Annotated in this window: 31 protein-coding genes and 1 tRNA gene; 12 read left to right on the top strand and 20 right to left on the bottom strand. The window is 64.2% G+C overall.

Features of this window, described 5'->3' with window-relative positions; all coding sequences use genetic code 11:
• Positions 1-239: 239 nt before the first annotated feature.
• The gene (locus MTX35_RS03495; protein WP_243593654.1) at positions 240-1,229 is read left to right on the top strand and encodes a YafY family protein; all 990 of its coding nucleotides are present in this window, start codon (positions 240-242) and stop codon (positions 1,227-1,229) included.
• A gap of 12 nt (positions 1,230-1,241) precedes the next feature.
• Positions 1,242-2,057: a DNA/RNA non-specific endonuclease gene (locus MTX35_RS03500; protein WP_243593655.1), complete on the top strand. Its 816-nt coding sequence runs from the start codon at positions 1,242-1,244 to the stop codon at positions 2,055-2,057.
• A gap of 8 nt (positions 2,058-2,065) precedes the next feature.
• Here the strand turns inward: MTX35_RS03500 and rsmA are convergent, their stop codons facing one another.
• From rsmA to MTX35_RS03515, 3 genes are all read right to left on the bottom strand, one after another.
• Complete coding sequence (gene rsmA, locus MTX35_RS03505) at positions 2,066-2,941, bottom strand: 16S rRNA (adenine(1518)-N(6)/adenine(1519)-N(6))-dimethyltransferase RsmA (protein WP_243593656.1); 876 nt, start codon at positions 2,939-2,941, stop codon at positions 2,066-2,068.
• 121 nt (positions 2,942-3,062) lie between these two features.
• Complete coding sequence (locus MTX35_RS03510; protein WP_243593657.1) at positions 3,063-4,190, bottom strand: resuscitation-promoting factor; 1,128 nt, start codon at positions 4,188-4,190, stop codon at positions 3,063-3,065.
• A gap of 102 nt (positions 4,191-4,292) precedes the next feature.
• Entirely contained in the window at positions 4,293-5,120 is an 828-nt protein-coding gene (locus tag MTX35_RS03515; protein ID WP_243593658.1) for a TatD family hydrolase, read from the bottom strand.
• Between the two features lie 21 nt (positions 5,121-5,141).
• Here MTX35_RS03515 and metG point away from each other — a divergent pair, with 21 nt between their 5' ends.
• On the top strand, positions 5,142-6,686 hold the full coding sequence (gene metG, locus MTX35_RS03520) for a methionine--tRNA ligase (protein WP_243593659.1): 1,545 nt from the start codon (positions 5,142-5,144) through the stop codon (positions 6,684-6,686).
• A 71-nt stretch (positions 6,687-6,757) separates the two neighbouring features.
• On the opposite strand, the gene MTX35_RS03525 is transcribed toward metG, so the two are convergent.
• Positions 6,758-8,137 (bottom strand): wax ester/triacylglycerol synthase family O-acyltransferase, encoded by a 1,380-nt coding sequence (locus MTX35_RS03525; RefSeq protein ID WP_243593660.1) that lies wholly within the window; start codon positions 8,135-8,137, stop codon positions 6,758-6,760.
• Between the two features lie 186 nt (positions 8,138-8,323).
• Between MTX35_RS03525 and MTX35_RS03530 the strand changes: the two genes are divergently transcribed.
• Positions 8,324-9,328, top strand: coding sequence for an alpha/beta hydrolase (locus MTX35_RS03530; RefSeq protein ID WP_243593661.1), 1,005 nt, complete (start codon positions 8,324-8,326; stop codon positions 9,326-9,328).
• Between the two features lie 14 nt (positions 9,329-9,342).
• Positions 9,343-9,771, top strand: a complete 429-nt coding sequence (locus MTX35_RS03535; protein ID WP_243593662.1) for an SRPBCC family protein — start codon at positions 9,343-9,345, stop codon at positions 9,769-9,771.
• Between the two features lie 4 nt (positions 9,772-9,775).
• Here MTX35_RS03535 and rsmI read toward each other — a convergent pair whose 3' ends face one another.
• Positions 9,776-10,600: a 16S rRNA (cytidine(1402)-2'-O)-methyltransferase gene (rsmI, locus tag MTX35_RS03540; RefSeq protein ID WP_243593663.1), complete on the bottom strand. Its 825-nt coding sequence runs from the start codon at positions 10,598-10,600 to the stop codon at positions 9,776-9,778.
• Positions 10,601-10,707: 107 nt separating this feature from the next.
• Between rsmI and MTX35_RS03545 the strand changes: the two genes are divergently transcribed.
• Positions 10,708-12,219, top strand: a complete 1,512-nt coding sequence (locus MTX35_RS03545) for a dolichyl-phosphate-mannose--protein mannosyltransferase (RefSeq protein ID WP_243593954.1) — start codon at positions 10,708-10,710, stop codon at positions 12,217-12,219.
• Positions 12,220-12,225: 6 nt separating this feature from the next.
• On the opposite strand, the gene MTX35_RS03550 is transcribed toward MTX35_RS03545, so the two are convergent.
• The 3 genes from MTX35_RS03550 to MTX35_RS03560 all read right to left on the bottom strand — a co-directional run bounded on the left by MTX35_RS03550 (position 12,226) and on the right by MTX35_RS03560 (position 13,762).
• The gene (locus tag MTX35_RS03550; protein ID WP_243593664.1) at positions 12,226-12,648 is read right to left on the bottom strand and encodes a DoxX family protein; all 423 of its coding nucleotides are present in this window, start codon (positions 12,646-12,648) and stop codon (positions 12,226-12,228) included.
• A 66-nt stretch (positions 12,649-12,714) separates the two neighbouring features.
• Positions 12,715-13,083, bottom strand: coding sequence for a GntR family transcriptional regulator (locus MTX35_RS03555; RefSeq protein WP_243593665.1), 369 nt, complete (start codon positions 13,081-13,083; stop codon positions 12,715-12,717).
• 10 nt (positions 13,084-13,093) lie between these two features.
• Positions 13,094-13,762 carry an SDR family oxidoreductase gene (locus MTX35_RS03560; RefSeq protein ID WP_243593666.1) on the bottom strand — a complete coding sequence of 223 codons (669 nt, stop codon included), beginning with the start codon at positions 13,760-13,762 and terminating at the stop codon, positions 13,094-13,096.
• Positions 13,763-13,827: 65 nt separating this feature from the next.
• Between MTX35_RS03560 and arsC the strand changes: the two genes are divergently transcribed.
• On the top strand, positions 13,828-14,175 hold the full coding sequence (arsC, locus tag MTX35_RS03565) for an arsenate reductase (glutaredoxin) (protein ID WP_243593667.1): 348 nt from the start codon (positions 13,828-13,830) through the stop codon (positions 14,173-14,175).
• 82 nt (positions 14,176-14,257) lie between these two features.
• On the top strand, positions 14,258-14,758 hold the full coding sequence (gene soxR / locus MTX35_RS03570; RefSeq protein ID WP_308198103.1) for a redox-sensitive transcriptional activator SoxR: 501 nt from the start codon (positions 14,258-14,260) through the stop codon (positions 14,756-14,758).
• Here soxR and MTX35_RS03575 read toward each other — a convergent pair.
• The 12 genes from MTX35_RS03575 to MTX35_RS03630 all read right to left on the bottom strand — a co-directional run bounded on the left by MTX35_RS03575 (position 14,674) and on the right by MTX35_RS03630 (position 23,882).
• Positions 14,674-15,576: an SDR family oxidoreductase gene (locus MTX35_RS03575; RefSeq protein WP_243593668.1), complete on the bottom strand. Its 903-nt coding sequence runs from the start codon at positions 15,574-15,576 to the stop codon at positions 14,674-14,676. The two genes, soxR and MTX35_RS03575, sit on opposite strands and share 85 nt — an antisense overlap.
• 75 nt (positions 15,577-15,651) lie before the next feature.
• Positions 15,652-15,795 carry a hypothetical protein gene (locus MTX35_RS03580; RefSeq protein WP_243593669.1) on the bottom strand — a complete coding sequence of 48 codons (144 nt, stop codon included), beginning with the start codon at positions 15,793-15,795 and terminating at the stop codon, positions 15,652-15,654.
• 87 nt (positions 15,796-15,882) lie between these two features.
• The gene (locus MTX35_RS03585; protein ID WP_243593670.1) at positions 15,883-16,557 is read right to left on the bottom strand and encodes a ScbR family autoregulator-binding transcription factor; all 675 of its coding nucleotides are present in this window, start codon (positions 16,555-16,557) and stop codon (positions 15,883-15,885) included.
• Between the two features lie 189 nt (positions 16,558-16,746).
• Positions 16,747-17,181 carry an effector binding domain-containing protein gene (locus MTX35_RS03590; RefSeq protein ID WP_335741472.1) on the bottom strand — a complete coding sequence of 145 codons (435 nt, stop codon included), beginning with the start codon at positions 17,179-17,181 and terminating at the stop codon, positions 16,747-16,749.
• Positions 17,181-17,633, bottom strand: coding sequence for an effector binding domain-containing protein (locus MTX35_RS03595; protein WP_243593672.1), 453 nt, complete (start codon positions 17,631-17,633; stop codon positions 17,181-17,183). Before MTX35_RS03595 ends, MTX35_RS03590 begins: the two co-directional genes overlap by 1 nt.
• A 365-nt stretch (positions 17,634-17,998) precedes the next feature.
• Positions 17,999-18,883, bottom strand: coding sequence for a glycosyltransferase family 2 protein (locus MTX35_RS03600; protein WP_243593673.1), 885 nt, complete (start codon positions 18,881-18,883; stop codon positions 17,999-18,001).
• Between the two features lie 243 nt (positions 18,884-19,126).
• Complete coding sequence (locus tag MTX35_RS25620; protein WP_279395650.1) at positions 19,127-19,663, bottom strand: DapH/DapD/GlmU-related protein; 537 nt, start codon at positions 19,661-19,663, stop codon at positions 19,127-19,129.
• A 109-nt stretch (positions 19,664-19,772) separates the two neighbouring features.
• Positions 19,773-19,845, bottom strand: a tRNA-Ala gene (locus tag MTX35_RS03610).
• A 55-nt stretch (positions 19,846-19,900) separates the two neighbouring features.
• On the bottom strand, positions 19,901-20,770 hold the full coding sequence (gene glpR, locus MTX35_RS03615) for a gephyrin-like molybdotransferase receptor GlpR (protein ID WP_243593674.1): 870 nt from the start codon (positions 20,768-20,770) through the stop codon (positions 19,901-19,903).
• A 145-nt stretch (positions 20,771-20,915) separates the two neighbouring features.
• Positions 20,916-21,563 carry a GNAT family N-acetyltransferase gene (locus MTX35_RS03620; protein WP_243593675.1) on the bottom strand — a complete coding sequence of 216 codons (648 nt, stop codon included), beginning with the start codon at positions 21,561-21,563 and terminating at the stop codon, positions 20,916-20,918.
• A 72-nt stretch (positions 21,564-21,635) separates the two neighbouring features.
• Positions 21,636-22,895, bottom strand: a complete 1,260-nt coding sequence (gene glp / locus MTX35_RS03625) for a gephyrin-like molybdotransferase Glp (protein WP_243593676.1) — start codon at positions 22,893-22,895, stop codon at positions 21,636-21,638.
• 33 nt (positions 22,896-22,928) lie between these two features.
• The gene (locus tag MTX35_RS03630) at positions 22,929-23,882 is read right to left on the bottom strand and encodes a UTP--glucose-1-phosphate uridylyltransferase (protein ID WP_037192236.1); all 954 of its coding nucleotides are present in this window, start codon (positions 23,880-23,882) and stop codon (positions 22,929-22,931) included.
• 107 nt (positions 23,883-23,989) lie between these two features.
• Between MTX35_RS03630 and MTX35_RS03635 the strand changes: the two genes are divergently transcribed.
• From MTX35_RS03635 to mscL, 4 genes are all read left to right on the top strand, one after another.
• The gene (locus MTX35_RS03635) at positions 23,990-24,586 is read left to right on the top strand and encodes a 5-formyltetrahydrofolate cyclo-ligase (protein WP_243593677.1); all 597 of its coding nucleotides are present in this window, start codon (positions 23,990-23,992) and stop codon (positions 24,584-24,586) included.
• Between the two features lie 144 nt (positions 24,587-24,730).
• Positions 24,731-25,087, top strand: coding sequence for an FmdB family zinc ribbon protein (locus tag MTX35_RS03640; RefSeq protein WP_243593678.1), 357 nt, complete (start codon positions 24,731-24,733; stop codon positions 25,085-25,087).
• Between the two features lie 87 nt (positions 25,088-25,174).
• Positions 25,175-25,837 carry an SAF domain-containing protein gene (locus tag MTX35_RS03645; RefSeq protein ID WP_243593679.1) on the top strand — a complete coding sequence of 221 codons (663 nt, stop codon included), beginning with the start codon at positions 25,175-25,177 and terminating at the stop codon, positions 25,835-25,837.
• Positions 25,838-25,880: 43 nt separating this feature from the next.
• Complete coding sequence (gene mscL, locus MTX35_RS03650; RefSeq protein ID WP_243593680.1) at positions 25,881-26,354, top strand: large conductance mechanosensitive channel protein MscL; 474 nt, start codon at positions 25,881-25,883, stop codon at positions 26,352-26,354.
• Positions 26,355-26,484 lie beyond the last annotated feature (130 nt).

Genomic DNA, 26,484 nt, shown 5'->3' on the forward strand with positions numbered 1-26,484 from the left:
CGAACCCAGCAGTATCGGGACCGGCGACTGACAGAAGGCAAGACCCCACGCGAGATCACCCGATGCCTCAAACGCGCCATCGCCCGCGAAATCTACGGCCTACTCAAGCCGCCCCAGACCACTTGACAAACATAGGAGCATCGTTCGGTGGCCTTTTGGGCGGTCAATGGCACATCGAGTGGACTTCGAGATGCACGATGCGGACCGAATATGTCCGCATTGCGTGGCATCGTGGCGACATGAAGGAAACCTCGGCTCGGTTGCTGCGACTGTTGTCTCTGCTGCAGACGCGTCGCGATTGGGCGGGCGCGGAGTTGGCAGAGCGGCTCGCCGTCACTCCTCGCACGCTGCGGCGTGATGTCGACAAGCTGCGTGACATCGGCTATCCGGTCAATGCGACGCCCGGTGTCGGTGGCGGATATCAGCTCGGCCCCGGTGCGGAGATGCCTCCGCTGTTGCTCGACGACGACGAGGCGCTGGCGGTGGCGTTCGGGTTGCAGTCCGCCGCCGGGGGCTCTGTCGCGGGCATCGGGGAGGCGTCGTTGCGGGCGCTGACGAAGTTGCGGCAGGTGATGCCGTCGCGCATCCAGCATCGGCTCGACGCGTTGCGGATCGACGTGGTGGACAAGACGCCACGCTCGGCGGTGGATGCATCGGTGCTGTCCACGGTGGCGGCTGTCTGCCACGGACACGAGCGGTTGCGCTTCGACTACCGCAAGCACGACGGTTCCGAGTCCAGGCGCGAGGTGGAGCCCTACAGCCTGGTGCGGGCGGGCGCGCGCTGGTACCTACTGGGGTGGGATGTGCTGCGGCAGGATTGGCGGTCGTTTCGAGTGGATCGCCTGACTCCGAAGATTCCGACGGGTCCGCGGTTCACGCCACGAGAGCTGCCGCCGGGCGGTGCGGCGGCGTTCGTCTCGAAGGGAATCGATCGGGCGATCGCTCAGGTTCGGGCGCGGATCGCGTTGCATGCTCCGATCGAAACCATCGCACCGATGGTCGACGAACAATGGGGCGCACTCGAATCCATCGACGAGACCACGTGCGCGTTGGTGCTGTCCGGCGATTCGCTGCCCTCGATCGCGCGGTGGCTGGCCGCGTTCGACACCGATTTCACGGTGCTCGATCCACCGGAACTGCGCGAGGAATGCCGCATCGTGGCCGAGCGACACGCGAGGCTGACCGAGCGGTACCTCGCGGCGGTTCACTCTCCGGTAACCGGTACGTGAGTCAATGGGCAGATGACGACACCACTCGGTTTCGACCCGAAGTTCCTGGCCGACATCGACGTTCCGCTACCCGACCGCGTCGACGTGGTGGTACTTCCGTACACGCACTTCTCGGTGTCGATAGACCCTGCCCGACGCCTCGCCGCGGTCACCGGCGTCAATATCGACGGCGCGAGCCTGAAGGACGTCGGGCGGAGCGACAACTGGCGACTCGACGATCGGCTACCGGCTGCGCAGCAGGCCGGCAACGAGTTGTACAAGAACAACGACCTCGATCGTGGGCATCTGGTGCGACGACGGGATCCGGTGTGGGGTGAGCGTGCAGTGGCGGAGCGCGCCAACGAGGACACGTTCCACTACACCGTGTGTGCCCCACAGACGGCCACACTGAACCAGTCGAAGACACTGTGGCTGGGGCTGGAGGACTACGTATTGGACAACGCCGAGCAGTACGGCCGACAGCTCTCGGTCTTCAGCGGCTGCATCTTCGCCGACGACGATCCGATCTACCGAGGCGTCGCCATTCCGCGGCAGTTCTTCAAGATCGCAGTCTGGTCGCAGGATTCGTCACCCGCGTGCACCGGATACGTTCTCGATCAGACGCCGTCTCTCGACCCGATCCTCGACAAGCCGCTGCGACTCGACACCGATCCCCCGCCCCTCGGCCCGTACCGGACGTACCAGGTTCCGGTGGCCGACATCGCGTCGCTGACCGGACTGGAGCTGGGCACCCTGATCGACGCCGACCGCTATGCACCGGTGGCGGCTGCGCGCGAGGGGGCGTCGACGTGGACCGAACTGACTGCCCTGAAGGACATCCACCTGTAGAAGGTGCCTCAGGCTTCGGTAGCGGCCAAGCGGACGAACGCTGCGGCATCGATGGTTTCGCCGCGTGCCGTCGGGTCGATTCCGGCCTCACGCAACCGGCGTTCGGCCGCCACCGGTGAGCCGGCCCACCCGGCGAGCGCTGCTCGCAATGTCTTGCGTCGCTGCGCGAATGCGGCGTCTATCACGGCGAACACGGCCTTGCGATGCGCGGTGTCGGTGGACCACGGCGGCTCGGCGTACCGATCGATGCGGACCAGTCCCGATTCGACCTTGGGCACCGGCCAGAACACCGAACGGCCTACTGCGCCTGCTCTTCTGACGTCGCCGAAGAACCTGGCCTTGACGCTGGGGATGCCGTAGATCTTGCTTCCGGGCACTGCCGCGAGTCGATCGGCCACCTCGGCTTGGACCATCACCACGGCCACCCGCAGGCTGGGTAGCTCCGAGAACAGGTGAATGAGCACAGGCACCGCGACGTTGTACGGCAGGTTCGCCACCAATGCCGTCGGGTGTCTCGGAATGTCCTCGGCCCGTACGCGCAACGCGTCGGCTTCGATGACCGTCAACCGTTCGGCGAGAGTGGGGGCGCGGTCGGCCACCGTGATGGGCAACCGGGTCGCGAGCTTGGGGTCGATCTCGACCGCGACGACCGCGTCGGCCACATCGAGCAGAGCGAGAGTCAACGAACCGAGGCCGGGACCGACCTCGAGGACCGTGTCCTGCGGACCCACGCCTGCGGACGCGACGATGCGTCGAACAGTGTTGGCGTCGTGCACGAAGTTCTGCCCGAGTTGCTTGGTGGGACGCACATCGAGCTCGGCGGCCAGAGAGCGGACCTCGGCGGGACCGAGCAGGGCCGCGGATCCCCTCACATGTTCGGACACGGCCGAAACTCTACGGGGGCGGGAGTGGAGCCTGCGGAATGACCCAGAAACGCGGGAGTGGAGCCTGCGGAATGACCCAGAAACGCGGGAGTGGAGCCTGCGGAATGACCCAGAAAGACAGTCAGCGGTAACCCAAGCGCGAGGTGCAGGCAGGCCATGCGCCCCAGCCCTGCGACTTCTGCGTCACCGACGCGATCGCGATCTGTTCCTCACGGGTGGCGAGGTCGGCGCGCGGTGCGTACTTGAGGCCGCCCTGACGTTCCCAGGTGTTCTGGTCGAACTGCACGCCACCGTAGAAACCGTTGCCGGTGTTGATGGCCCAGTTGCCCGTCGCCTCGCACTGCGCGAGGGCGTCCCAGATCGCGCCGTTCTCCACCGGCGGCACCTCGGTACCGGGCTTCGCTCCGACGCGAACCGTCTTCGGCTGGGCGGGCACCTGAACCTGCTCGTCGACCTTCTCGCGACCGACCTCGACGCCGTTGACCATGTTGATATTCCACGTGATGTCGGAGACGCCCGGCGCACCCGGGTTCTCGACGACGGTACGGCTCATGTTCATCGTGGGATCTTCGATGCGCTGCTCCGGAGCATCGGTGTCGGTGGTCTCGGTCTTGGTGACGGTGCGATCACGCGTGACGACGATCTCGGCTCCGTCGGTGACGGTGGCGTCGGGATCGGGGCTGACGGTGTCGGCTTCTTCGAGCGGCGCGCCTGCTGCTTCGAGGAATTCACGCACGGTCGGTGCGGCCAGGGTGACCGGCGCGGCGGGGGCTCCTCCATCGACGAGCGAGACCTGCTTGGGCAGTGCCACGTCCAACTCCGTGCCGTCGAGCGGCAGTCGCTCCGAGCGCGAGGCGGACACGTGCACGTCCTCGGCCAGGCCGGTCTGCTCGAGTGCTTCCTCGACCGTCAGCGCGGTGGTCCAGATGTTCTCGGGCTGCCCGTCGACGTTGAGCGTGATCTCACGGGCGCGGCGCAGGACCACGGTGTCGCCGTCGCTCAACCCGGAGTCGGGAGCGGGAACAACGAGGTCCTTGTCCGACGGCGCATAGCCGGCGTCGGCCAACGCACTGCTGACGTCGGTCTTCATCGTGCTCAGCGAAATCATGTTGCCGTCGACGTCGATGGTCACGGTCTTGTGACGGCTCACGGCCATCACACCGCCGGCGACGAGCGTCATCAACAGGGCCGCGATGACCAGGTAGAGCGTGGTCGAACGAGCGGAGTTGAGGCGTCTGATAGTCGACAAGTTTCGTATTCCTGGCGGTTGCAAGCGTGACTTCGGGGTCGAAACGCCCGAGTTCGGTCACGGTACGGTAACGAATTAGCACCCACGCCGCAACCTCAGCTGCTAGAGGCCGTACACCCTCTCCGCATTGGCAGTCGCGTTCGCGGCCAGCTCGGCCGGATCCTGATCTCGAATCTCGGCCAACGCTCGCGCGGTGTAGGGCAAGCAGTACGGCTCGTTGGGCGCGCCTCGGTACGGATGCGGAGTCAGGAACGGCGCGTCGGTCTCCACCAGCATCAAGTCGTCGGGAATGAGCAGAGCAGCCTCCCGCAGCGCGTGCGCATTCTTGAAACTGACCGTCCCGGAGAAACTGAGCACGTAGCCGGCGTCGACGCACGCCTTCGCAGTCGCGGGACCGCCGGAGAAGCAGTGGAAGATCACGGTCTCGGGCGCGCCCTCCGCCGTCAGAACAGCCAGCAGATCCTCGTCGGCCTCGCGATTGTGAATCATCAACGGCTTGCCCAGACGCTTCGCCAGGTCGATGTGCCACCGGAATCCGTCGTGCTGCTCCGCCACGGTGGCGCACCCGTCGAGCTTGCCGGGCCAGTAGTAGTCCAGCCCGGTCTCCCCCACGGCAACCACCCGGGGGTCGGACGCCAAGCGCTCGATCTCGACCTTGGCCGCGTCGTCGAGCACGTTCGCCCGGGTGGGGTGAATGGCGACGGCGGCCCACACCCGCGGATCCCAGGACGCCGCGTCGACGGCGAACCGCGCAGCGTCGAGATCGTCGGCGATCGTGACCACGCGCGTGACTCCGACGGACTCCGCCTTGTCCACTATCGCGGCCACGCTCGCCGCGTCGGTCGCCCCACACGCGTCGAGGTGGGTGTGTGCGTCGACGAGGGTGCCGACGGGCTCGGGCAACGGCGGTGCGGGACGGTCTCTACTCACGCTGGTTAGAGTAGGCGAACCATGACTGCGCCAGCTGATGCCTCACGGCCACCCTTCTACGTCACCACCGCAATCGCGTACCCCAACGGCGCTCCGCACATCGGGCACGCCTACGAGTACATCGCCACCGACGCCATCGCGCGCTTCAAGCGCCTCGACGGTTACGACGTGCGATTCCTGACGGGCACCGACGAGCACGGGCTGAAGATGCAGCAGACCGCGCAGACCGAGGGCGTCGACGTGCGGCAGCTCGCCGCCCGCAACTCCGATGCGTTCCAGACGGCGCAGGACCTGCTGAAGATCTCCTACGGCCGCTTCATCCGCACCACCGACGCCGACCACCACGCTGCGAGCCAGGAACTGTGGACGCGGATGGAGGCGAACGGCGACATCTACCTCGACGCGTTCTCCGGCTGGTATTCGGTGCGAGACGAAGCGTTCTACACCGAAGCCGAGACCACCCTGAACGACGACGGCTCCCGCGTCGCAACCGAGACGAACACTCCCGTCGAATGGACCGAGGAACCGTCGTACTTCTTCCGTCTGTCGCAGTACCAGGACAAACTGCTCGAGCTCTACGACGCGTCGCCGGACTTCATCGCGCCCAACACCCGTCGCAACGAGATCGTCAACTTCGTCAAGGGCGGCCTGCGCGACCTGTCGATCTCCCGGACCACGTTCGACTGGGGTGTGCCGGTACCCGGCGATCCCGCGCACGTGATGTACGTGTGGGTCGACGCGTTGACCAACTACCTCACCGGTGCCGGGTTCCCCGAGACCGACTCCGAGGCGTACCGGAAGTTCTGGCCCGCAGATCTGCACATCATCGGCAAGGACATCACCCGCTTCCACACCGTCTATTGGCCTGCGTTCCTGATGTCCGCGGGGATCGAGCTGCCCAAGCGGGTGTTCGTGCACGGGTTCCTGAACGTCAAGGGCGAGAAGATGTCCAAGTCCCTCGGCAACGTTCTCGACCCGAAGTCGTTGGTGGAGAATTACGGTCTCGATCCGGTGCGCTTCTTCTTCCTGCGCGAGGTCTCGTTCGGTCAGGACGGAAGCTACAGCCACGAGGCCATCGTCGCCCGCGTCAACGCCGACCTGTCCAACGAACTCGGCAACCTCGCGCAGCGGTCGCTGACCATGGTCGCCAAGAACCTCGACGGCGCGCTCCCGACCCCGGGCGAGTTCACCGCCGAGGACGAAGCGATGCTGGCCCGCGCGGACGCGTTGCTCGAGATCTGCCGACGCGAATTCGACGTGCAGGCACTCCATTCCGCACTCGAAGCGATCTGGTCGGTGCTCGGCGAGACCAACCGCTACTTCTCGCTGCAGCAGCCGTGGGTGCTACGCAAGACCGATCCCGATCGCATGGCCACCGTGCTGTACGTGACGATCGAGGTGCTGCGCATCGTGAGCATCCTGGCTCAGCCCGTCATGCCGGATTCTGCGTCGCGCATCCTCGACCTGCTCGGGGCGTCGAACCGCGAATTCACCGATGTGGCAACACGTTCGGTGCCCGGCACTGCACTACCGACCCCGACGCCGGTGTTCCCCAAGTACGAGTAGAGCGCTCCGCGCATGTGAGCGGAAATTCGTAGCCCACTACGAATTTTCGTTCACATGCGGCGAAGCCGCTCTCACAACGTCTTCTCGAGCTCCTCCAACGTGTTCTCCAGGTGCGTCAGCATGCGCTGCAGGTGCGGCACACTGCGCCTGCAGCCGATGAGCCCGAAGTTCAGCGAGTCACCGTTACTGGCGACGGTGATGTTGAGCGCCTGCCCGTCGGCGACGATCGACGCCGGGTAGATGCCGTCGAGTTTCGCGCCGTTCCAGTACAGATCCTCCTTGGATCCGGGCACGTTCGAGATGATGACGTTGAACGGCGGCGGGGTGTAGTCGACGAATCCCGGCACCGGGCCGAACAGCAACGGGGCCATGGTGATTGCGCCGACGGTGAGCGCTTCGAGGGTGTTGAGTTCGCTCATCATCTGCTTGCCCTTGACGGTCGAATCCTTGATGCGCTCGAGCCGAAGAATCGGATCGGACTCGTCGGTGCCCAGGTTGCACAGGATGGTCGTCACCGAATTCCCGGCGTCCCTGTCGTCACCCTCTTTGCGTAGCGACACCGGCACCATGGCGATCAACGGATCCTCGGGCAGCGCGTTCTGATCGATGAGGTACGCCCGCAGAGCGCCTGCGCACATCGCGAGCACCATGTCGTTGAGCGTCGCATCGAGGGCCGACCCGACCGTGCGGATTCGCTCGATCGACCAACTCTCGGCGGCGAAACGTCGCGCACCGCCGATGGCCACGTTGAACATCGTCCTCGGTGCCTGCAACGGCAGTTGCGCTCCCTCTTTCTTCAACGCACGCATCCCGATTCGCGCAGATGCAGGCGCGAAGTCGACCAAGTCACCGACGATCTTGCGTCCCATCGAGAAGCCGCCGCCGAGCTGCGCCAATCGCCCGGGCTGCTCGGTAGCGACCTGCTTCTTGCGTCTGCCGAACAGGGACGGATCCCACGTTGCTTTCCCACTTCGATCGTCCGGGTCGGTGGACAGCGTTCGCTGCATCAACTTCAGGGCGCTCACACCGTCGACCAGCGAGTGATGCACTTTGGTGTACAACGCAATTCGGCCGTCCGCCAATCCCTCGATGATGTGCAGCTCCCACATCGGTTTGTATCGATCGAGTGGCGCACTGTGATTGAGCGAGAGGAACTGGAAGAGCTCCCGAATCCTCCCCGGCGCAGGCAGCACCGTGCGGCGAACGTGATACTCGAAGTCGACGTCCGGGTCGAAGGCCCAGGCCAGGTTGCCCATGATCTGCACCGGACGCGCGGGACGCTTGCGGAAGAGCTCGTGCACCTCACCGGTGGTGAACTTGCTGTGCACCTCCTCGGCGAAGTCGTGCGGGTCGCCGGGCGGCACGAACAACTCCAAACCGCCCACGTGCATCGGGTGTTCCCGTGACTCGGCGATCAGAAACATCGATTCGGTGATGGGCATGAGTGCCATGAGCTGTCCCTTTTCCATTTGTTTTCGGTCACGGTACGGCACCGAATGTGACTCAGAACACGACCTTACGTCGGGTCGCGAAAAGCTACCCGCTATTGTCCGTTAGCAGGGGTTCCAAATAGAGCGGGGTTCCAACGCACGGCGCACACGCACCGCGCAACGACAACGGGGATGGAGGCGACGGTCATGAATCCGGCGCTCACCGTAGTGAAATCGACCGACCCGGCAGCCACCGCGCGCCGACGCGACATCCGTGGCGCGAGCCTGCAGTCGCAGATCCTGTCCAAGTACCTGCAGTTCACCGTCCGTCCGTTTCTGACCGTGTGGGCACAGGCCCCCTCACTTCCGTGGCCGATGGGACTGGTCGACTACGCCGGACTGCTCGTACCGCAGATCAGCGGCACCACCCGTAGTCGCGTCATGCTCGCCGAGTGCGAGGCCGAGTGGATCCGCGCCGAGGGCACCGGAACAGATCGCGTGGTGCTCTACCTGCACGGCGGCGCATTCGTCTGCTGCGGCCTGCGCACCCATCGTCGGATGACCTCACGCGTTTCGAAGCACGTCGACGGCTCGGTGCTGTCGGTGAACTATCGGATGATGCCGCGCAACCCGATCGGCCACGCCGTCGAGGACGGCGTCGACGCGTATCGCTTCCTGCTCGATTCCGGATACCGACCGGAGCAAATCGTCCTGGGTGGCGACTCGGCCGGCGGATACCTGGCGTTCATGGTCACCCTGGCCCTGCGCACCGTCGGGTTGCCCGCCCCCGCAGGGATCTTCACCATGTCCCCACTCACCGATATGGACCCTTCCGGCAAACTCGATCACGAGAACGCGTCGAAGTGTTCGGTCTTTCCGTCCAACGCAGTTCCGGCGCTGACCGCTCTGGCCGATCGCGTCGATGCGCGCATCGTCGTCGACGGCGAACGGGGCCCGCGAGTCTCGCCCGTCGACGGTGATCTCACCGGCATGCCGCCGGTGCTGATTCAGGTCGGTTCCACCGAAATGGTCTATGCCGACGCAGAACTCATGGCCGAACGCCTGGCGGTCGCCGGAGTCGAGTGCGAACTCCAGGTGTACGAGGATCAGGTCCACGTGTTCCAGGCAGCCGATTTCGTCCCCGAAGCCCAACGCGCCCTACGCGCCATCGGCGAGTTCGCCCGGAACGTCAGCCCCCGTACAGAAAGCTGAGATACCTTCTCCCCATGGCAGTCACAGTGAACAAGTCCGTCGACATCGACGCCGACGCAGCGACAATTCTCGACGTCCTCGCGGACGTCGAAGGCCTCCCCTCGTGGTCTCCGGTGCACAAGAAGTGCGAGGTGGTCGATCGCTTCGAGGACGGCCGACCGAACCACGTCAAGATGAACGTCTCGATCATCGGCGTCAACGACGAGCAGTTGGTCGAATACACCTGGAGTGAGAACGAGGTGTCGTGGAGCCTGGTGGAGAGCAACCAGCAGAAGGCTCAAGAAGGTCGATACACGTTGACGCCCAAGGGCAACGGCACGCACGTCGAGTTCGAGCTGACCGTCGACCCCAAGGCTCCACTGCCCGGCTTCCTCGTGAAGAAGGGAACCAAGACCATCCTCGAGGCGGCGACCGAGGGCCTGCGCAAGAAAGTGCTGGGCTGACCCGCTACTGCTCTTTGCGCGCGGCGAGGACGGCCTCGTAGACCTCGCGTTTGGACACGCCACCGACCGCCACCTGAGCGCAGGCGTCCTTCAACCGCATGCCCGACGCCACCAGCGTTTCGACGTCGGCAACGAGATCCTCGGGCTCCTCGGCGACGGCGACAGCGCCTTCGAGCACGACGGTGATCTCGCCGCGCACGCCGCCCCGCGCCCATTCGAGCAGCTCGCCCAGGCCGCCGCGTCGCACCTCCTCGTAGGTCTTGGTCAGCTCACGGCACACCGCGGCGCGCCGGTCGGGACCGAGGACGTGCACGGCGTCCTCGAGGCACGCGACGAGGCGATGCGGTGCCTCGAAGAACGCGATGGCACGCGGTTCGGCGAGCACCGACTGGAAATAGGTGCGTCGCTGTCCTTGCTTACGCGGGACGAACCCGTCGAAACAGAACCGTTCGACGGGCAGACCGGACAACGCGAGCGCCGTCGTCACTGCCGAAGGACCGGGCAGGCAGGTCACCGGCAGATCGGCGTCGACGCATGCCGCCACGAGGCGGTAGCCCGGATCGCTCACCGACGGCATCCCGGCATCGGTGACCAGCAGGACAGACTTGCCCTCGGCCACTGCCTCGACGAGTGCCGGGAGGCGGGCCGTCTCGACCTGATCGTAGAAACTGACGATTCTGCCCGTGATCACCACGCCGAGCGACGACGCGAGTTGTTTGGTGCGCCGGGTGTCCTCGGCGGCGACGACATCGGCACTGCCGAGGGCATCACGCAGGCGCTGCGAGGCATCACCGACGTCGCCCATCGGGGTGGCGGCAAGGATGAGCATGGCTCCAGTGTCCCGCACGCGGTACAGCGGCTTGTCGGGCACTGCCGATCAACGCCTACGATCGGTACGTGACCTTGCTGACCTCTGAGCGCTCCGGCGACCGGTCGATGGTCAGTCCCGGGCCGACCGTCGCCGCGCGCGACTGGTTCCACGACACCGATGCCCGACGCGGTTGGATCGTCACCGTCGTGATCACCGTCATCTGCGCAGTCACGCGATTCACGATGCTGCGCTACCCCACCGACGCGGGGACACCCGTGTTCGACGAGAAGCACTACGCCCCGCAGGGCTATCAGGTTCTCACCGGCGGTGGAATCGAGGACAATCCGGCGTACGGACTCGTGGTGCATCCGCCGGTCGGCAAGCAGCTGATCGCCGTCGGGGAAGCGTTGTTCGGTTACAACGGCTGGGGTTGGCGCTTCTCCTCGGCGGTGGCCGGAACCTTGTTGGTGCTGTTGGTGATTCGCATCGTGCGACGCCTCGCGCGATCGACCCTCGTCGGGGCGATCGCGGGCATTCTGCTGACGGTGGACGGAGTGACGTTCGTCAGCAGCCGTATCGGCATGCTGGACATCTTTCTCGCTCTCTTCGTCACTGCCGCGCTGGGCTGCCTGGTGGTCGACCGCGACGACATGCGGCAACGACTGTCGAGAGTGCGCGCCGAAGGTCGAATGGACGCCAGCGTGCTCGGGCCGCGAATGGGAGTGCGGTGGTGGCGATTCGGGGCCGGTGTCATGTTGGGGTTCGCCTGCGGCACCAAGTGGTCGGGTCTGTACTTCATCGCATTCTTCGGATTGTTGAGTGTGGCATTCGATGTAGCTGCACGGCGCTCGTACGGCGTCCGACGCCCGTGGCGGGGAACGGCAGTGCGCGACATCGGGCCTGCGCTGTACGCACTGGTGGTCGTGCCGATCGCGGTGTATCTGATGACGTGGTGGGCATGGTTCACCTCGGAGACCAGCGTCTACCGACACGAAGTCGGCGACGGTGTCGGCGTCGGAGGCCCGTTCTCGTTCGTTCCCGACGCGCTGCGTTCACTGTGGTTCTACAGCAGCAGTGTGCTGCAATTCCATGAGGGACTGACCAATTCGGCCGGCAACCGGCACCCGTGGGAATCGAAGCCGTGGACGTGGCCGATGGGCCTGCGACCGATGCTGTACTACTTCGCCGACGGCGAGAACGTGTCCGGCTGCTCGGCGTCCTCGTGCGTGAAAGCGATCATGCTCATCGGCACGCCGGCGATGTGGTGGCTGGCGCTGCCGATGCTGGCATGGGCGATCTGGTCGGTGTTCGTCCGACGCGACTGGCGTTACGCCACAGTGCTGGTCGGGTACTCCGCAGCACTGCTGCCGTGGTTCGCCACCCTCGATCGACAGATGTATTACTTCTACGCGGTCGCACTCGCGCCGTTCATGGTGATGGGTTTCGCGTTGGTGCTGGGCGACATCATCGGGAAAGCGAGAGCATCGGCCGAGCGGCGAGGTACCGGACTACTGCTGGTGGCCCTGTACCTCGCCGTGGTGATCGCGAACTTCGTCTGGCTGTGGCCGATTCTCACCGCGATGCCGATCACGCCGGAAATGTGGCAGCAACAGCTGTGGTTACCGAGCTGGCGTTAGCCCGGGTTATGCACCCAGTGCGGTCTTGCCTTTGGTGAGTCCGTCGATGCTGATGCGTCCGGCACCGAATGCGGCCAGCAGCAGCGCGCCGACACCGAGGGCGACAACGAGCTCGTAGCCGTTCTCCGTTGCGAACACACCGTTCTCGAAGTGGACGAAGATGGCGGCACCGAGCATGTTCAGGAACAGCAGCAGACCTGCGATGGGAGTGAAGATTCCCAGTACGAGCGCGCCACCGCCGACCAGTTCGACGAACGTGGCGAAGTACGCGGATGCGGTGGGCAGCGGAACGTTCATCATCTCGAAGCTCGCTGCGGCACCGTCGAGACCGAAAGTGTTCAGCTTCTGCCAACCGTGGGCGATGAAGACGACTCCCAATCCGATTCGGGCTACGAGGGCGACGACGTCACGGACGACGGTGGAATTCATGACACATCCTTCTGTCAGGGCTGCATGGGCAGGACTACCCTGACAGAAGTAACTTGAAGCGTCAACTTAACTCCCGCTCGCACCTTTCAGAGCGGATTCCAAGAAGGAACGGGCCTGGTCGTCGTCGAGACCGATGGACCGGACGGCTCGGACGAACTCCGTCGCCGCCCGGGCCGCGATGTCTCGCGAGGGATCGCCACCCGACGCGACGAACGAGCCGGATCGGCCTCGAGTTTCGATGACCCCCTGCTGCTCGAGCTCGCGGTAGGTCTTCGCGACCGTATTCGGCGCGATCTTCAGCTCCTCGGCCAGGCCGCGAACCGTCGGAATCTTGGTGCCTGCGATGAGATCGCCGGATCGCACCAGCCCGAGAATCTGCATTCGCAGCTGCTCGAACACGGGGGTCGTGTTCGACGAATCGATATGTACGCGCACGGTCGCAGCCTTATCCCAGCGCGTCGACTGCGGAAACGATCGATTTCGAGCCGGACGTCAGCATCAGCGTCTTGTGCACAGCCGATCCGGTGTCGAGCAACTGCGCGATCACCGCTGCCACGTCGGCGCGCGTCACTTCACCGGGGTCCAACGGCGGCTCGGTCAGGGATACCGAGCCGGTCGGATCCTCGTCCGTCAGCTTGCCTGGTCGCAGAATCGTCCAGTGCAAGCCGCTCCTGGCCGAAACATTATCTTCCGCAGCCGTTTTGGCCTCGATGTATGCCTTCCAACCCGCGTCGAGATCCTCCGCGACCGGCTCACCTGCACCGAACGAGCTGATCAGGACATAGCGACTGACACCGGCCTTCTCTGCCGCGTCGGCCAGCAACACAGCGCCCGCGCGGTCGACAGTGTCCTTGCGCTCGGGACCGCTGTCGGGGCCCGCACCTGCCGCGAACACGACTGCGTCGGCACCTTCGAGTACTGCGGCAACGTCGTCGACAGATGCCGATTCGAGGTCGATCACCTGCGGCAGCGCGCCCAAAGCGGTGACGGCATCGATGTGGTCGCTGTTGCGAATCAGCGACACCGCACGATCTCCGTTCGCCGTGAGCACCTGAGTCAGATGTTGAGCGATCTGTCCGTGGCCACCTGCAATGACAATGCGCTTATCGGTCATGAAAGCTACTCCCGTTCCTGGCGTGAATCTGTCGGCTTGGCTACCCGCGTGGCAGGATCGCAAACATGACTTCGTCCGCGACCATCTATCACAATCCCCGGTGCAACACCTCCCGCACCGCATTGAAATTGATCGAAGAAGCGGGCGTCACTCCGCGAGTGATCCGTTACCTCGAGTCGCCGCCCACCGAGGACGAACTCCGCACACTGCTCACTGACGCCGGCCTCGAACCCCGTCAGGCCATCCGTACGCGCGAGAGTGTCTACAAGGAACTGGAACTCGCCGACGCGGACGCCGACACGTTGATCGCGGCCATGATCCAGCACCCGATTCTCATCGAACGCCCGATCGTGGTGACCGACAAGGGCACCGTGCTGGCCCGGCCGGCCGACAGGGTGCGGACCGTCCTGTAGAGCGCTGCAACTTCTCGCGGGACACCGAACACGACGCGAGTCGGCACCCGACGGGAGCAGGACCTGAAGTATTGTCGAGGTCGTGCCGATGCCCGAGTGGAACGTTCGAGAACTGACTCCCGGCCAGTTATCCGAGCGCAGCGGGGTTGCGGTATCGGCCTTGCACTTCTACGAGAAGCAAGGTCTGATCAGCAGCCGTCGAACATCGGGCAATCAACGCAGATTTCCCCGTGAGACGTTGCGCCGCGTGGCCTTCATCCGCATTTCACAGAAGGTCGGGATTCCATTGGCGACCATTCGGCAGGCGTTGAGTGAACTACCGGACGAGCGGACGCCGACGCGCGAGGATTGGGCCGGGCTCTCGACACGGTGGCATCGCGAATTGGACTCTCGGATAGAGCAATTGATTCGGCTCAGAGACAACTTGACCGGGTGCATCGGGTGCGGTTGCCTGTCGCTGGCCGGTTGTGCACTGGCCAATCCGCACGACGAGCTGTCCTATTCGGGCCCGGGCGCGCGCACGCTGGACGTCGATTTCGACGATCCCCCGTCCCTACGCGGCTCGAGCAACTTGGAGAACTGATCGTTCGCCTTCTGCAGCACGAACTCGTAGGGCGGAGCGAACTTTCGAGCGACCCAGTATCCGAAGCGAATGTCGTTGGAGGAGTACACGAGGTATTTGCGTTTGGCGATTCCGGCGAGAATTGCGTCGGCGACCACCGACGGTTCCACGGCGCGCTTCTCGAATCGATGCTGCAACTTCTGTACGCGCGGATCGTCGCGGTCGATGCCGGCGATCTGAAGTGTCTGCACCAGACCGGTTTTGACACCACCGGGCACCACCAGACTGACGCCGATTCCGTGGCGCTTGAGGTCGTACTTGAGCACCTCGGACACTCCCCGCAAGCCGTACTTGCTGGCGCTGTAGGCAGCGTGCCACGGCAGGGGAATCAACCCCGCAGCGGACGACACGTTGACCAGATGGCCGCCACGCCCGGCCTCGATCATCGGGGGCAAGAATTTCTCGATGACGTGTATGGGCCCCATGAGATTGACGTCGATCATCGACTTCCAGTGCCGGTGTTCGAGATTTTCGACAGTTCCCCATGCGGAGATACCGGCGACATTCATCACGACGTCCAGGCTGCCGAATTCGGCGTGGATGTCGTCCGCGAACGCACTGACCGCCTCGAAGTCGGACACATCGAACGGCAGCGAGTGGCTGACAGTGCCGCCCGCGCTACCGACCATGTCCACCGTCTCCGCCAACCCGGCGCTGTTGATGTCGGTGAGGAACAGCTCGGCTCCCACTCCAGCGGCAGCGATGGCCGTTGCCCGGCCGATTCCGCTACCCGCTCCCGTGATCAACGTCTTCTTGCCGCGCAGATCGTATGTAGCCATCGAAGCCTGCATCCCCCACCGGTCGCCACGTGTCAGTTCGATTTCGACCCTACGCGGTGACGACCGAGAGAGTCGTCACAATCTTTGCGACATCTCGTCTCGGTAATCGGCGATGGTGCGCTCGATGCGCGCAGCGTCATCGTCGGCACCCTGCTTACGGGCAACATCCGCGCGTTGCTGCAGGGTCCCGATCGCTTTACGGAGCTCGTTGTCCGACATTCTTCGATCTTGTGCAGTGTGTTCCATATCACACAGTGTGCCCGGCTACCCGATGCGCGGCAAGCACCCCGAGATCACGGAATTCCCTCAGACGGTGACCGATCCCGACGAGACGTTCTCACGCACGAAACTGGACAGACTGCGTGCCGCGAACTCGCGGAAGTAGGGAAGTTTGTCGGTCGGCACCAGCGAGGGAAGGACCGTGTTCCAGACCTTCTCCATGCGCGACGGGGCGTCCTCCAGACGCGACTGCGCCTCGGACACCATCAGAACGCCAGCGAGCATCTCGCACACCAGCAAGGCCGCGTTGCCCGAGTCCAGGTGGTCTGCGACATCGCCGTGCACGATGGCGCGCTCGAAGAGATGCTCGAAAATGTTTCCCCACGTGCCGAAAACACTGCCTCGGGCGGTGTCGGATCCGTCGATCTCCATCTGCAATCGGTACATGACACGAACCAGCGGGTCCGAGGCCGCCAGCTCGAGTACCGAGTACGAAATTCCGATGACGGATTCGAGTGCCGGGCTACGGCTGTCGACCATCCCTGCGCACGCGGTCGACACGCGCTCATGACCTTCGTCGACGATGGCGCGGGCCAGCTCCTCCTTCGACGCGAAGTGGAAGTAGAGCGCGCCCTTGGTCACACCGGATTGTGCAGACACCTGACTCAGCGTGGCATTCGCGTGCCCCACTTCGAGAAAGAGATCTGCCGCCGCGCGCAATGCGGCCGCGCGTGTTGCTTCTGCCCTGAGTTGTCTCACCATGCTGGAACACCCCTGCTCTGTCGACCTTGCCATGACATCGACGCTCTGTTCGCGCTGCCTATACATCGACCGAACGAGGTGAACATCGAATTCACATCGCCATTGCGGACTGCCAGCGCCCGCCAATGGTAACCGGTTCGACGGCGACTTTGTGATTCGAAAGTGACAATTGCATGAAGAGCACCTCGTTCACAAGACGATTGAAATGAAAAGTTCCACCTCTCCCGAGTTTGTAACGACTTCGACTTCCTCTTTGTATGCGCGAAATACAGATCCGGACAAAACGCACTCGTCCACCTGAGCCCACACATCCTCGATCGGATCCGCCAACGCGCCGCTCGGCGTGAAAACGGCAAACACACCGGTCGGTATCGAGACGAACACATCTCCCACGGCGACGTCACCGGGCGAGTCCACCGGAACGGCGACGACGGCATTGACCGTGCCGTGCGGATCCGGGACGTACACGGTGCTGACCTGGACCGCGTCGATGTTCTTCTCGCGCACACGATCTCGCAGGAATCGCATCCACTCACTGCCGCTCGATTCCGCGCCGGGTTGCACTCGCGGTGCCACCAGCCCACTGAACAACTCGGCGCTGCGTGCCGTAACACGAAAGCTCATCACGAACCTCCGGGCGCAGTGATCGCCAGATAGAGGTCGATCTTGTACGCGTGCGGATAGCACTCGTAGTCGCCGGTGAACGATCGCACTATTTCGCCCTGCTCCTCGGCATGATCGATCTGAGTCCACAGTCGCGTGAGAACCTCGGGGAAATACCCCACCGCAGAAAATCGCGCGTATTTCGCCGCCGGCACTTTGGCAACCAGATGTCCGCGTGCAACTTGACCTAGTGAAGAACACAGATAACCGACTATCTGCGTATTGTACGAGCCGATACCAGGGGCGAAGTCGGTATAAATAGAAGCGAGCGGACCCGAAGTCTCTTGGTTGAGAACTGCCGACCACGCCTGGTCGAGGGCCGGGTCGTTGAGGCGACCGAGCGCCCGTTTGGGGCTGCGAACGGGAAGACCGGCGACCCACGTTTCAGCGAGGTCGACGATCTCGAACGTCATTCACACTCCGTAGAGAAGTTGCAGGGGCAGATGCAGTGCTCGGAACCGATCCGTTCACAATATCGCCCGTCAATCTACCGGCGCGACGGGTACATCGATCGTCAATCGATCAACCATACTTCAAGCCTGTTTTAACTGCTAAGCAACTTCTCGACCGTCTCTCCGCGACTCGGTCCTCGGGAGGGCCTCCACCCGCCGGTGGACGAGCCGCCCTACGGACGGCGGGGGACGGCTCGACCGTGGTCAGCGGCGGACGCATTCCGCCGCGAAGGAAATGCCGTTCGCCCCGAACTTCCCGATCGTCGGGGGTGACTGACGGAGAACTGATCACATCGCTGTCATTCGAGATCGAATTCTCCGAAAATTCACTTTCCGGACGCGGCCGTCGCGAATTCGCCTCGAGGGAGAGATGACAAATGCCGGTCCGACGTAACGCTGGTATCGGAATGCGAAACCGGGAGAATTCGTGAATCACACGTGGACAGCATTCGCGTCAGCGGCCAATGCAGAGTGTGCAGGATCATGTCCGCGACCAACAATCGACGCAACGACTTGTTCGCCAGACCATGGAAAGACCAGGTCCGATAGGAACTCGCGACGTAGTGGCGGTATTCGAGAGGCGGCGTGAGCAGTCGACGCCCCGACACCTCGACGCACATGGACTTGATCTGAGCTATCTGCAACCCGACGCGGTAGAGGCACAGCGACAGATCGATGTCCTCGTGCAGATCGGTCCGCAGGCTCACTCGATCGCGGGCCGCCTGCCAAGCGGTGCGGCGGATGGCGAAGTTGTTGCCGGACGCGGCGGATACGCGCAGCTCATCCGGCTTGCGCTTGGTGGTGTAGCTGACGTAGGCCCGATACGGCGCGGCCCAGGGCGAGTCGTAGAGGTTGATCGGGCCGGTCACCGCGGCGTAGTCCAGCCGCCGATCGAAGAAGTCCAGAACCGACTTCGCCCAACCCTGCCCGATGTGTGTATCGGCGTCGATGCGTCCGATGATCGATCCGCTCGCGTGATCGAAACCGGTGTTCCGTGCGTGCACGACGCCCCGCTCGGACTCGGCCACGAGGGTCACCATCGGGAATCGACGTCGGCGATCGAGCACGATCGCAGCAGTGTCATCGGTGCAATTGTTGTCGACGACAATGATTTCGTGAATGTACTCACGTTGTTCGAGCAATGCATCCAGGCAATCACCCATGTGGGCCGATTCGTTGAATGCAGGAACAACAACCGACAGTGTGTTCACCCGTGCCAACCCCTGACAAATTGTTTTTGGCAATCGTGTGGCTCGATGTGCTTACGTGAATTGCGCATTCTCGATATCCGAGCCGCGGACGCAGATGATGCTACCTCATTACCAGAGGAAAATACTTTGCCGAATTGTCGGCCTTAAACAATACGAATTACGAAAGCAACCCATCGGACGAACTTCGATCCCGCCATGCCGAGCCGAAACAGGGGCATTTCCCGTTTGGGCCCTGTGGGCCGACTAGCCGTCCAGGCTCCGCACTCGCCGCGCCGGGCTGCCGACGTAGACCCCGTCACGGTCACAATCCTTCGTCACCAGAGCATTCGCACCGATGATGCACCCGGGGCCGATCCGAACGCCCGGCATGATCACTGCACCAGAGCCCACCCACGTTCCGGCTCCGATCGACACCGGCCGACCGACCAGCCGACCGGCTCGACGAGTAGGTCCACCGATCTCGTGGGTGCTGGTCAGCACCCGCACGTGGTCTGCGAGAAAGACCCCGTCGCCGACGCGGATGTCCGCCACGGTGTCGAAGTAGCAGCCGTGGTTCACGAAGGAGCCCGCACCGAGCCGCAGCGTGCCCCGCCCCTGGATGATCTGTCCGCCGTACACCAGCGCCGCCGACCCGACTCGTACGCGCGCGCCCCGCAATGCGTGCCCGCGCAGGATCGCGGGCAGAACCGGGCAGTTGGCCAACGACACGACCGTCGACTGCCGCACCTGAAACAGAGCCCAACGAACATCATCGGTCACGTACCCCCGCCACCAGCGCATGAGCGAACCTTAGCCGTGGGAACGAGTCGAGTCCCACATCCCGCGCGCGAGTGAACGTGACGGACAACGAAAAAACCGCCACCCGATGAGTGGCGGTTTCCGTTTTCGGTGGAGCTGAGGGGAATCGAACCCCTGACCTTCTCGATGCGAACGAGACGCGCTACCAACTGCGCCACAGCCCCGTTGCCGTCGTGCCGACCGGCTGCGTAACTCTAGCAAAGCCGCTTCGGGCGGTACCTACGCGCCCTGCGCTCTGCGGAAGTCTCCATCCTCGTCACGGTTCGCCTGGAACGGCTCCTCGTAGTGGTCGAGATGCTCGAACTCCGGATCCTCGTCGTCGATCTCGAGCACCACCGCACCGGGGCGACGCAGACGCTGTGGGACGAGCGCGAGCTCGTCGTCGGTCTCCGATTCCACGCCCAGCCGAGACCGACCCATTCGGGTGAGCCGACGCTGCCGCACCTCTTCTTCGATCTGCACCTGCCGTCGCAGGTAGTACAGATAACCGGCGAGGACGGCGACGGACAACCCGCACAGCCACCAGACCGTCGGGGAGATGATGAACGCCAATGCCGCTGTGGTGATGGCCGCGAAGACCAGCCCCAGAACTGCGCGTTGGCGGAAGGCGTACCGGGCAGCTCGGGCGAGCGCGTCGGCCTCGGGATCGAAACCACCGCGGCCGCGTCGGCGAGGGACGAAATCGTCGTCGACCACGCCCGGTTCGTGCGACGGTGCCCTCCCGCGCGAAGGTCCCTCGACCGGTGCATCGCTGTCGAGGTCGTTCTCTGCTGCGTGAGTGTCCATCGGGTCCTCCGCGGTACCGGGTAGATCGGGTGAGTCTGGACGAACGGTCGCGACTTTCGGGCCGAAGATCTCGCTAGCCGGCGCGGAAACCCGAAGGTCGTCCTCCGGTCGCCAGTGCGGATCGCTGCGGTGCCCGGTTGCGGGCCCGCGCTGCTTTCGCTTGGTGCCACCCCGATGCAGCACACGCGTGGCGAGCGCGGCATCAGTCGTCTGCATGATCTGGGGGCGCTTGGTCATCAGCATGGGCAGAAGAACGAAGAGCCAGACGGCTACGAGACCGATCCAGATGATCGAGTTCGGCATCGGCGAAGTTCTCCTCCCTTGGATGACGGCGACAGTCGAGACGTCATCAGGCTATGTGGAGGACGGGTGAGAACGACGCAGACGCGCCGACCGGAATTACACTCCTGTCACTTTGACAACATGAGACTCGAGACGCGGTCGGGCGTCAGGCCCACGCGGCCCGGCCGGCGCGCACCAACCGATCGACGACGGTTCCCTGCACCTCACCCGAGGTGATCGCGACGAGCTTGTGATCGCGCCATTCGCCGTCGACGTCGAGATACTTGTAGAGCAGTCCCTCTTCGCGAAAGCCGACGTTACGTAGAACTGCTTGGCTGGCAAGGTTCTCCGGCCGCACCGTCGCTTCGACGCGATGCAGTCCGACGGGACCGAAGCAATGATCGAGACCGAGCGCCAGAGCCGCGGTGGCTACGCCCTTGCCGTTGACGTCCTTGGAGACCCAGTACCCGATCCAGGCCGAACGCAGTGCTCCCCGCACGATGTTTCCGGTGGTGATCTGCCCGCAGAATTCACCGTCGACTTCGATGACCATCGGCAGCATGTGTCCCTTGCGCGCCTCGGACTTGAGGCCCGAGCACAGGGTCGGCCACGAGGAGATGTGGTGCCGCGAATTCCAGCTGCCCTCGCCACTGGGCTCCCAGGGTTCGAGGTGGGCGCGATCCGCAGTACGAATCCGACTCCAGGCGGCCGCGTCGCGCACCCGTACCGGCCGCAACGTGACAGTTCCGCCGGCCACTCTCACTGGACCCAATTTCGCCGGCCAACCTGGGTGGCTCGACCACGTTCGCGGCATCCGTCGATCGTATGCGCTGCGCGCATGTGCATGGAAATTCGTACCCCACTACGAACTACCGCTCACATGGCGTCAGCCTCTCTGCGCGAGGAACGAGACCTTCACTTCTTCGCCGGTTCGGATTTCGGTGACCTCGGGATCGATGACGACCAGGCAATTCGCCTCGGCGAGCGTGGCCAGCAGATGCGAGGACGATCCGGGTGCGCCGCCGAGTGCCTGGACCAGATATTCGCCGGTCCCCTCGTCGCGCATCAGTTGGCCGCGGAGGAATCCCTTGCGGCCCTCGATCGAGGTGATCGGCGCGACGGTGCGAGCAGTGACGGTCCGGCGCAGCGGCTGCCGTCGGCCGAGAGCGATGCGAATCAGCGGACGCACCATGACCTCGAACACCACCAACGCACTGACGGGGTTGGCCGGCAACAGAAAGGTGGGTACTTCGTCGCGTCCGAGTTGACCGAAGCCCTGAACGGATCCGGGGTGCATGGCAACTCGCTCGACTTCCATGTCACCGAGTTCGCCGAGCGCCTCACGCACACCGTCCGACGCGCCGCCACCCACCGCTCCGGCGATGACCACGATCTCGGATCGAATCAGCTGACCCTCGACCACCTCACGCAGGCGCTTGGGGTCGGTGCTGACGATCCCTACGCGGTTGACGTCGGCTCCGGCGTCGCGCGCTGCTGCGGCGAGTGCATAGGAATTGACGTCGTACACCTGGCCGGGCCCGGGGGTCCGATCGGTATCGACCAACTCGCCGCCCACAGAGATGACCGACAGACGCGGCCTCGGGTGCACCAGCACCTTGTCACGACCGACGGCTGCGAGCAGTCCCACCTGAGCTGCGCCGATGATCGTTCCCGCACGGACCGCCACGTCACCGGGCTGCACGTCGTCTCCGATCTTGCGGACGTAGTCACCCGAGCGAACCGGACGGAACACCTTGACTCGGGCACGGCCGCTGTCGGTTCGATCCAACGGCAACACCGCATCGGCCAGCGTGGGCAGCGGCGCGCCGGTATCGACTCGCACTGCCTGACGCGGTTGCAAGCGGATGGGTTGACGCGACCCCGCGGACACCTCACCGACGACAGGAAGCGTCAGATCGATGCGTTCGTCGTCCTCGTTGCGCAGGTCCGTTCCCGCGGCCGCGACATCGACGCTTCGTACCGCGTAGCCGTCGATCGCCGCCTGGTCGAAACCGGGAAGGGGACGCTCGGTGACCACTTCTTCCGCGCACAGCAGGCCCTGTGCCTCCGAGATGGCGACCCGAACAGGCCGTGGAGCCACCGCCGCGGCGGTCACTCTGGTCTGTTGATCCTCGACCGAGCGCATCTGGCCCTTCCTCTATGGCATCGACCCGCGATGCTATTCGTACGTGGTCAGTTCCGGTGCCCAGCTGTCGCTCAGGCGTTCGTTCAGCCATTCGCGCAGCGCCGGGCCGTAGTCGTCACGCTGTAGAGCAAAGTCAACCGCAGCGCGCAGGTATCCCCCGGGATTTCCGAGGTCGTGTCTCGATCCGCGGTGCACCACCACGTGCACGGGATGACCCTCTTCGATCAGCAGCGCAATGGCGTCAGTGAGCTGCAACTCGCCGCCGGCACCGGGCTTTATCCGACGCAGTGCGTCGAAGATCGCGCGGTCGAGCAGGTAGCGTCCGGCCGCTGCCAAGTTGGACGGAGCGTCCTCCTGCTTGGGCTTTTCGACCATACCGGTGACCTTGAGGACGTTCGGGTTGACCGCGTCGGGCACGATCTCGACGGAGAAGACGCCGTAGGACGAGACCTTGTCGTCGGGGACCTCGATGGCGCACAGCACCGAGCCACCGCGCTTGGCGCGCACGCGGGCCATGACGTCGAGCACACCGCGGGGCATCACCAGATCGTCGGGCAGCAGAACGGCGACGGAATCCTCGTCGTCGTCGAGAACTTCCTCGGCGCAGGCGACGGCATGCCCGAGTCCGAGTGGCTCGTGCTGAATGACCGATTGGACGTCGAGCAGCCCGGGTGCGACCCGCACCTTCTCGAGCATCTCGAGCTTGCCACTGGCCTCTAGCTTGTTCTCGAGTACGAGGTCCTCGACGAAGTGAGCGACGACGCCGTCCTTGCCGGGGGACGTGACGATCACGAGTCGCTGCGCGCCGGAATCAGCGGCCTCGCCTGCGACGAGCTCGATGCCGGGAGTGTCGACCACTGGAAGCAGTTCTTTCGGAACGGTTTTCGTCGCCGGCAAGAACCGGGTACCCATGCCCGCTGCGGGAACGATGGCCGTGCGGAAATGCACGGGCGTGGCGGCGGTCGTCGCTGTAACGGCTTCTGTCATGGTGCTCACCCTATCCATGGTTTCTGGTGATCTGCTCGGCGTGTGCTGCGTTCTACCCCCGAGTGCATATCGTTGAACGACTGCACAGGAAGGGAGGACGAATCGTTGTGACCGTTCCCGAATTCACGGAAAACACGTCCAAGGATCGATGGCGGAAGCATGTTCTCGCCGAACGCCGACTGCTCGACGGTGCGCAACGCGCGATGGAGTCTTCTGCACTCTGTCACGTCCTCGCCGAATTGGCGGCCGAACACCCGTCCGTCGCCGCATACGTCCCTGTCGGCCGTGAGCCGGGATCCATCGAGATGCTCGACGCGATGGCCGCGGCCGGGTCCACCGTTCTGCTCCCGAGTGCGCACGAACCGGGCCCGCTGCGCTGGGCTCGGTACGCCGGACGCGAGTCGTTGGTGACGGCCCCGTTCGGTTTGCTGGAACCGTCGGGACCTCTCCTCGATCCCGGCGCCGTGTCGGCGTGCTCGTTGGTGCTGATTCCAGCGCTGGCCGTGGACCGGAGCGGGACCAGGTTGGGCCGGGGTGCCGGCTTCTACGACCGCACCCTCGACCTGTGCGCACCCGACGCCGTGCTGGTCGCGGTGGTACGCGACAGCGAACTGGTCGATCGTCTACCGGCAGAACCACACGACAGACGGGTGACGCACGTGGTGACCCCGAGCAACGGACTCGTACGCTTGAGTACGGAATAACGGTACGATTCGATTCGTTGGCACTCCTGACTGTAGAGTGCTAATGCTCTCCCCAGTTTCGACGAACAGACAAGACACCGGCGGTGTTCGACCTCGGCCAGTAGAGCGCCGAATCTCCTCGGTGACCAGCGCGGAGGAAACACGATGCCCACTTACTCATACGCATGTACCGAGTGCGACAACCGATTCGACATCGTTCAGTCCTTCACCGACGACACGTTGACGGTGTGCCCGGCGTGCTCGGGCAAGCTTCGTAAGCTGTTCAATTCGGTCGGCATCGTCTTCAAGGGCAGTGGCTTCTACCGCACCGACAGCCGCGGCGGCTCGGGCACCTCGAGTGAGGGCGCAGGCGAGAAGAAGTCCGACGCGGCGGCCGCGAAATCGGAGAGCAAGACCGAATCGAAGTCCGACTCCAAGCCCGCCGAGAAGAAATCTTCCGATTCGTCGTCGTCGAGCAAATCTTCTTCCTCGACCACCACGAAAGCTGCTGCGAGCCAGTAACTTTCGCTTCATCCACAGGCCGGGCTGTTATCCACAGCCCGGCCTTTTCGGCGTCGGAGCCGCCGTTGTCGGCGATAGCGTTCCAGCATGACCGCTCGCACGAACCGACTCGACTCGACGCTGCTCGATCGCATCACGCTGCGTCCGGTGTGGGTCGGATCCCCGAAAGTCAGACGGATCGCGGCAGGTGTGCTGGTCGCGGTCGCACTGGTGTTGTTCGTCGACGACGCCTCAGGCGACAATCGGGTCCAGGTGATCACGGCCGGACGCGATTTGACGCCCGGGACGGTGCTGACCTCGGCCGATGTGGTGGTCGCCGACTGGGACTCGGCCGGTGTTCCCGAAGGCGCGCTCGTCGACACGGGAGCTGTGGAGGGTCAGACGCTCACCGGGCCGGTCCGAGCGGGCGAACTACTCACCGACGTGCGCCTACTGGGATCTCGGACCGCTACGACGGCCCTGGGGACCGAGGCACGCGTCGTACCTGTGCATCTCGCCGATGCCGCAGTGACCGACCTACTGCGCGAAGGCGATCGGGTCGACGTGTTGACCGTCGAGTCCCAGGAAGACCCGAACGCAGTGCCCGCGGCGCGGGTGCTGGCGTCGGGAGCGATGGTCGTGCTCATCTCGGCCGACGCCGGTGACAGTCGGCAGCGAGATCGGGTGGTGCTGCTGGCACTACCGACGAACGACGCGACGACGGTGGCCGCCGCATCGTTGGTCAGCGCGCTGACCGTCACCCTGCACTAACGTTTCTCCGGACAGAACAATCCGAACGTTGGGAGAAGGGCTCATGCTAAAGGGCTTCAAAGATTTCTTGTTGCGCGGCAACGTCGTGGACCTCGCAGTCGCGGTGGTCGTCGGTGCGGCATTCACCGCCATCGTCACCGCATTCACCACGAACATCATCAATCCTCTTGTCGCAGCCCTCGGTGGCAGCAACGAATACGGCTTCGGCTTCAACATCACGTCGTCCCCGGAATCGTTCGTCAACATCGGTGCGGTGATCACGGCGATCATCAACTTCATCATCATCGCCGCAGTGGTCTACTTCGTGCTCATTCTGCCGGTGAACACCGCCAAGAAGCGCTTCGTCAGTCAGCCGGAGAAGGAACTGAGCGACGTCGACGTGCTGGTGCAGATTCGCGACATCCTCGCCGGGGGAACCGCAGCGGGACAGAAACTGTCGACCGGAGCCGACACCACCGGTGGTAGCGGCGACGCGATCGATTCCGCGCCGGATCTGGGTAAGCACTCCAAGGACTGACCCCTGGCCGTCCGGACGCGGCCGATGCGGCTGTGATGGTCACCCTGTCCGATTGAATGCGCCATTCACGTTGTCTGACAGCGTGAATGGCGCATTCATTCTTTCGGGGGGTGATGAGGCAGGCAGAGAG

This window comes from Rhodococcus sp. ARC_M12 (assembly GCF_022810385.1).
Taxonomy (GTDB): domain Bacteria; phylum Actinomycetota; class Actinomycetes; order Mycobacteriales; family Mycobacteriaceae; genus Rhodococcoides; species Rhodococcoides navarretei.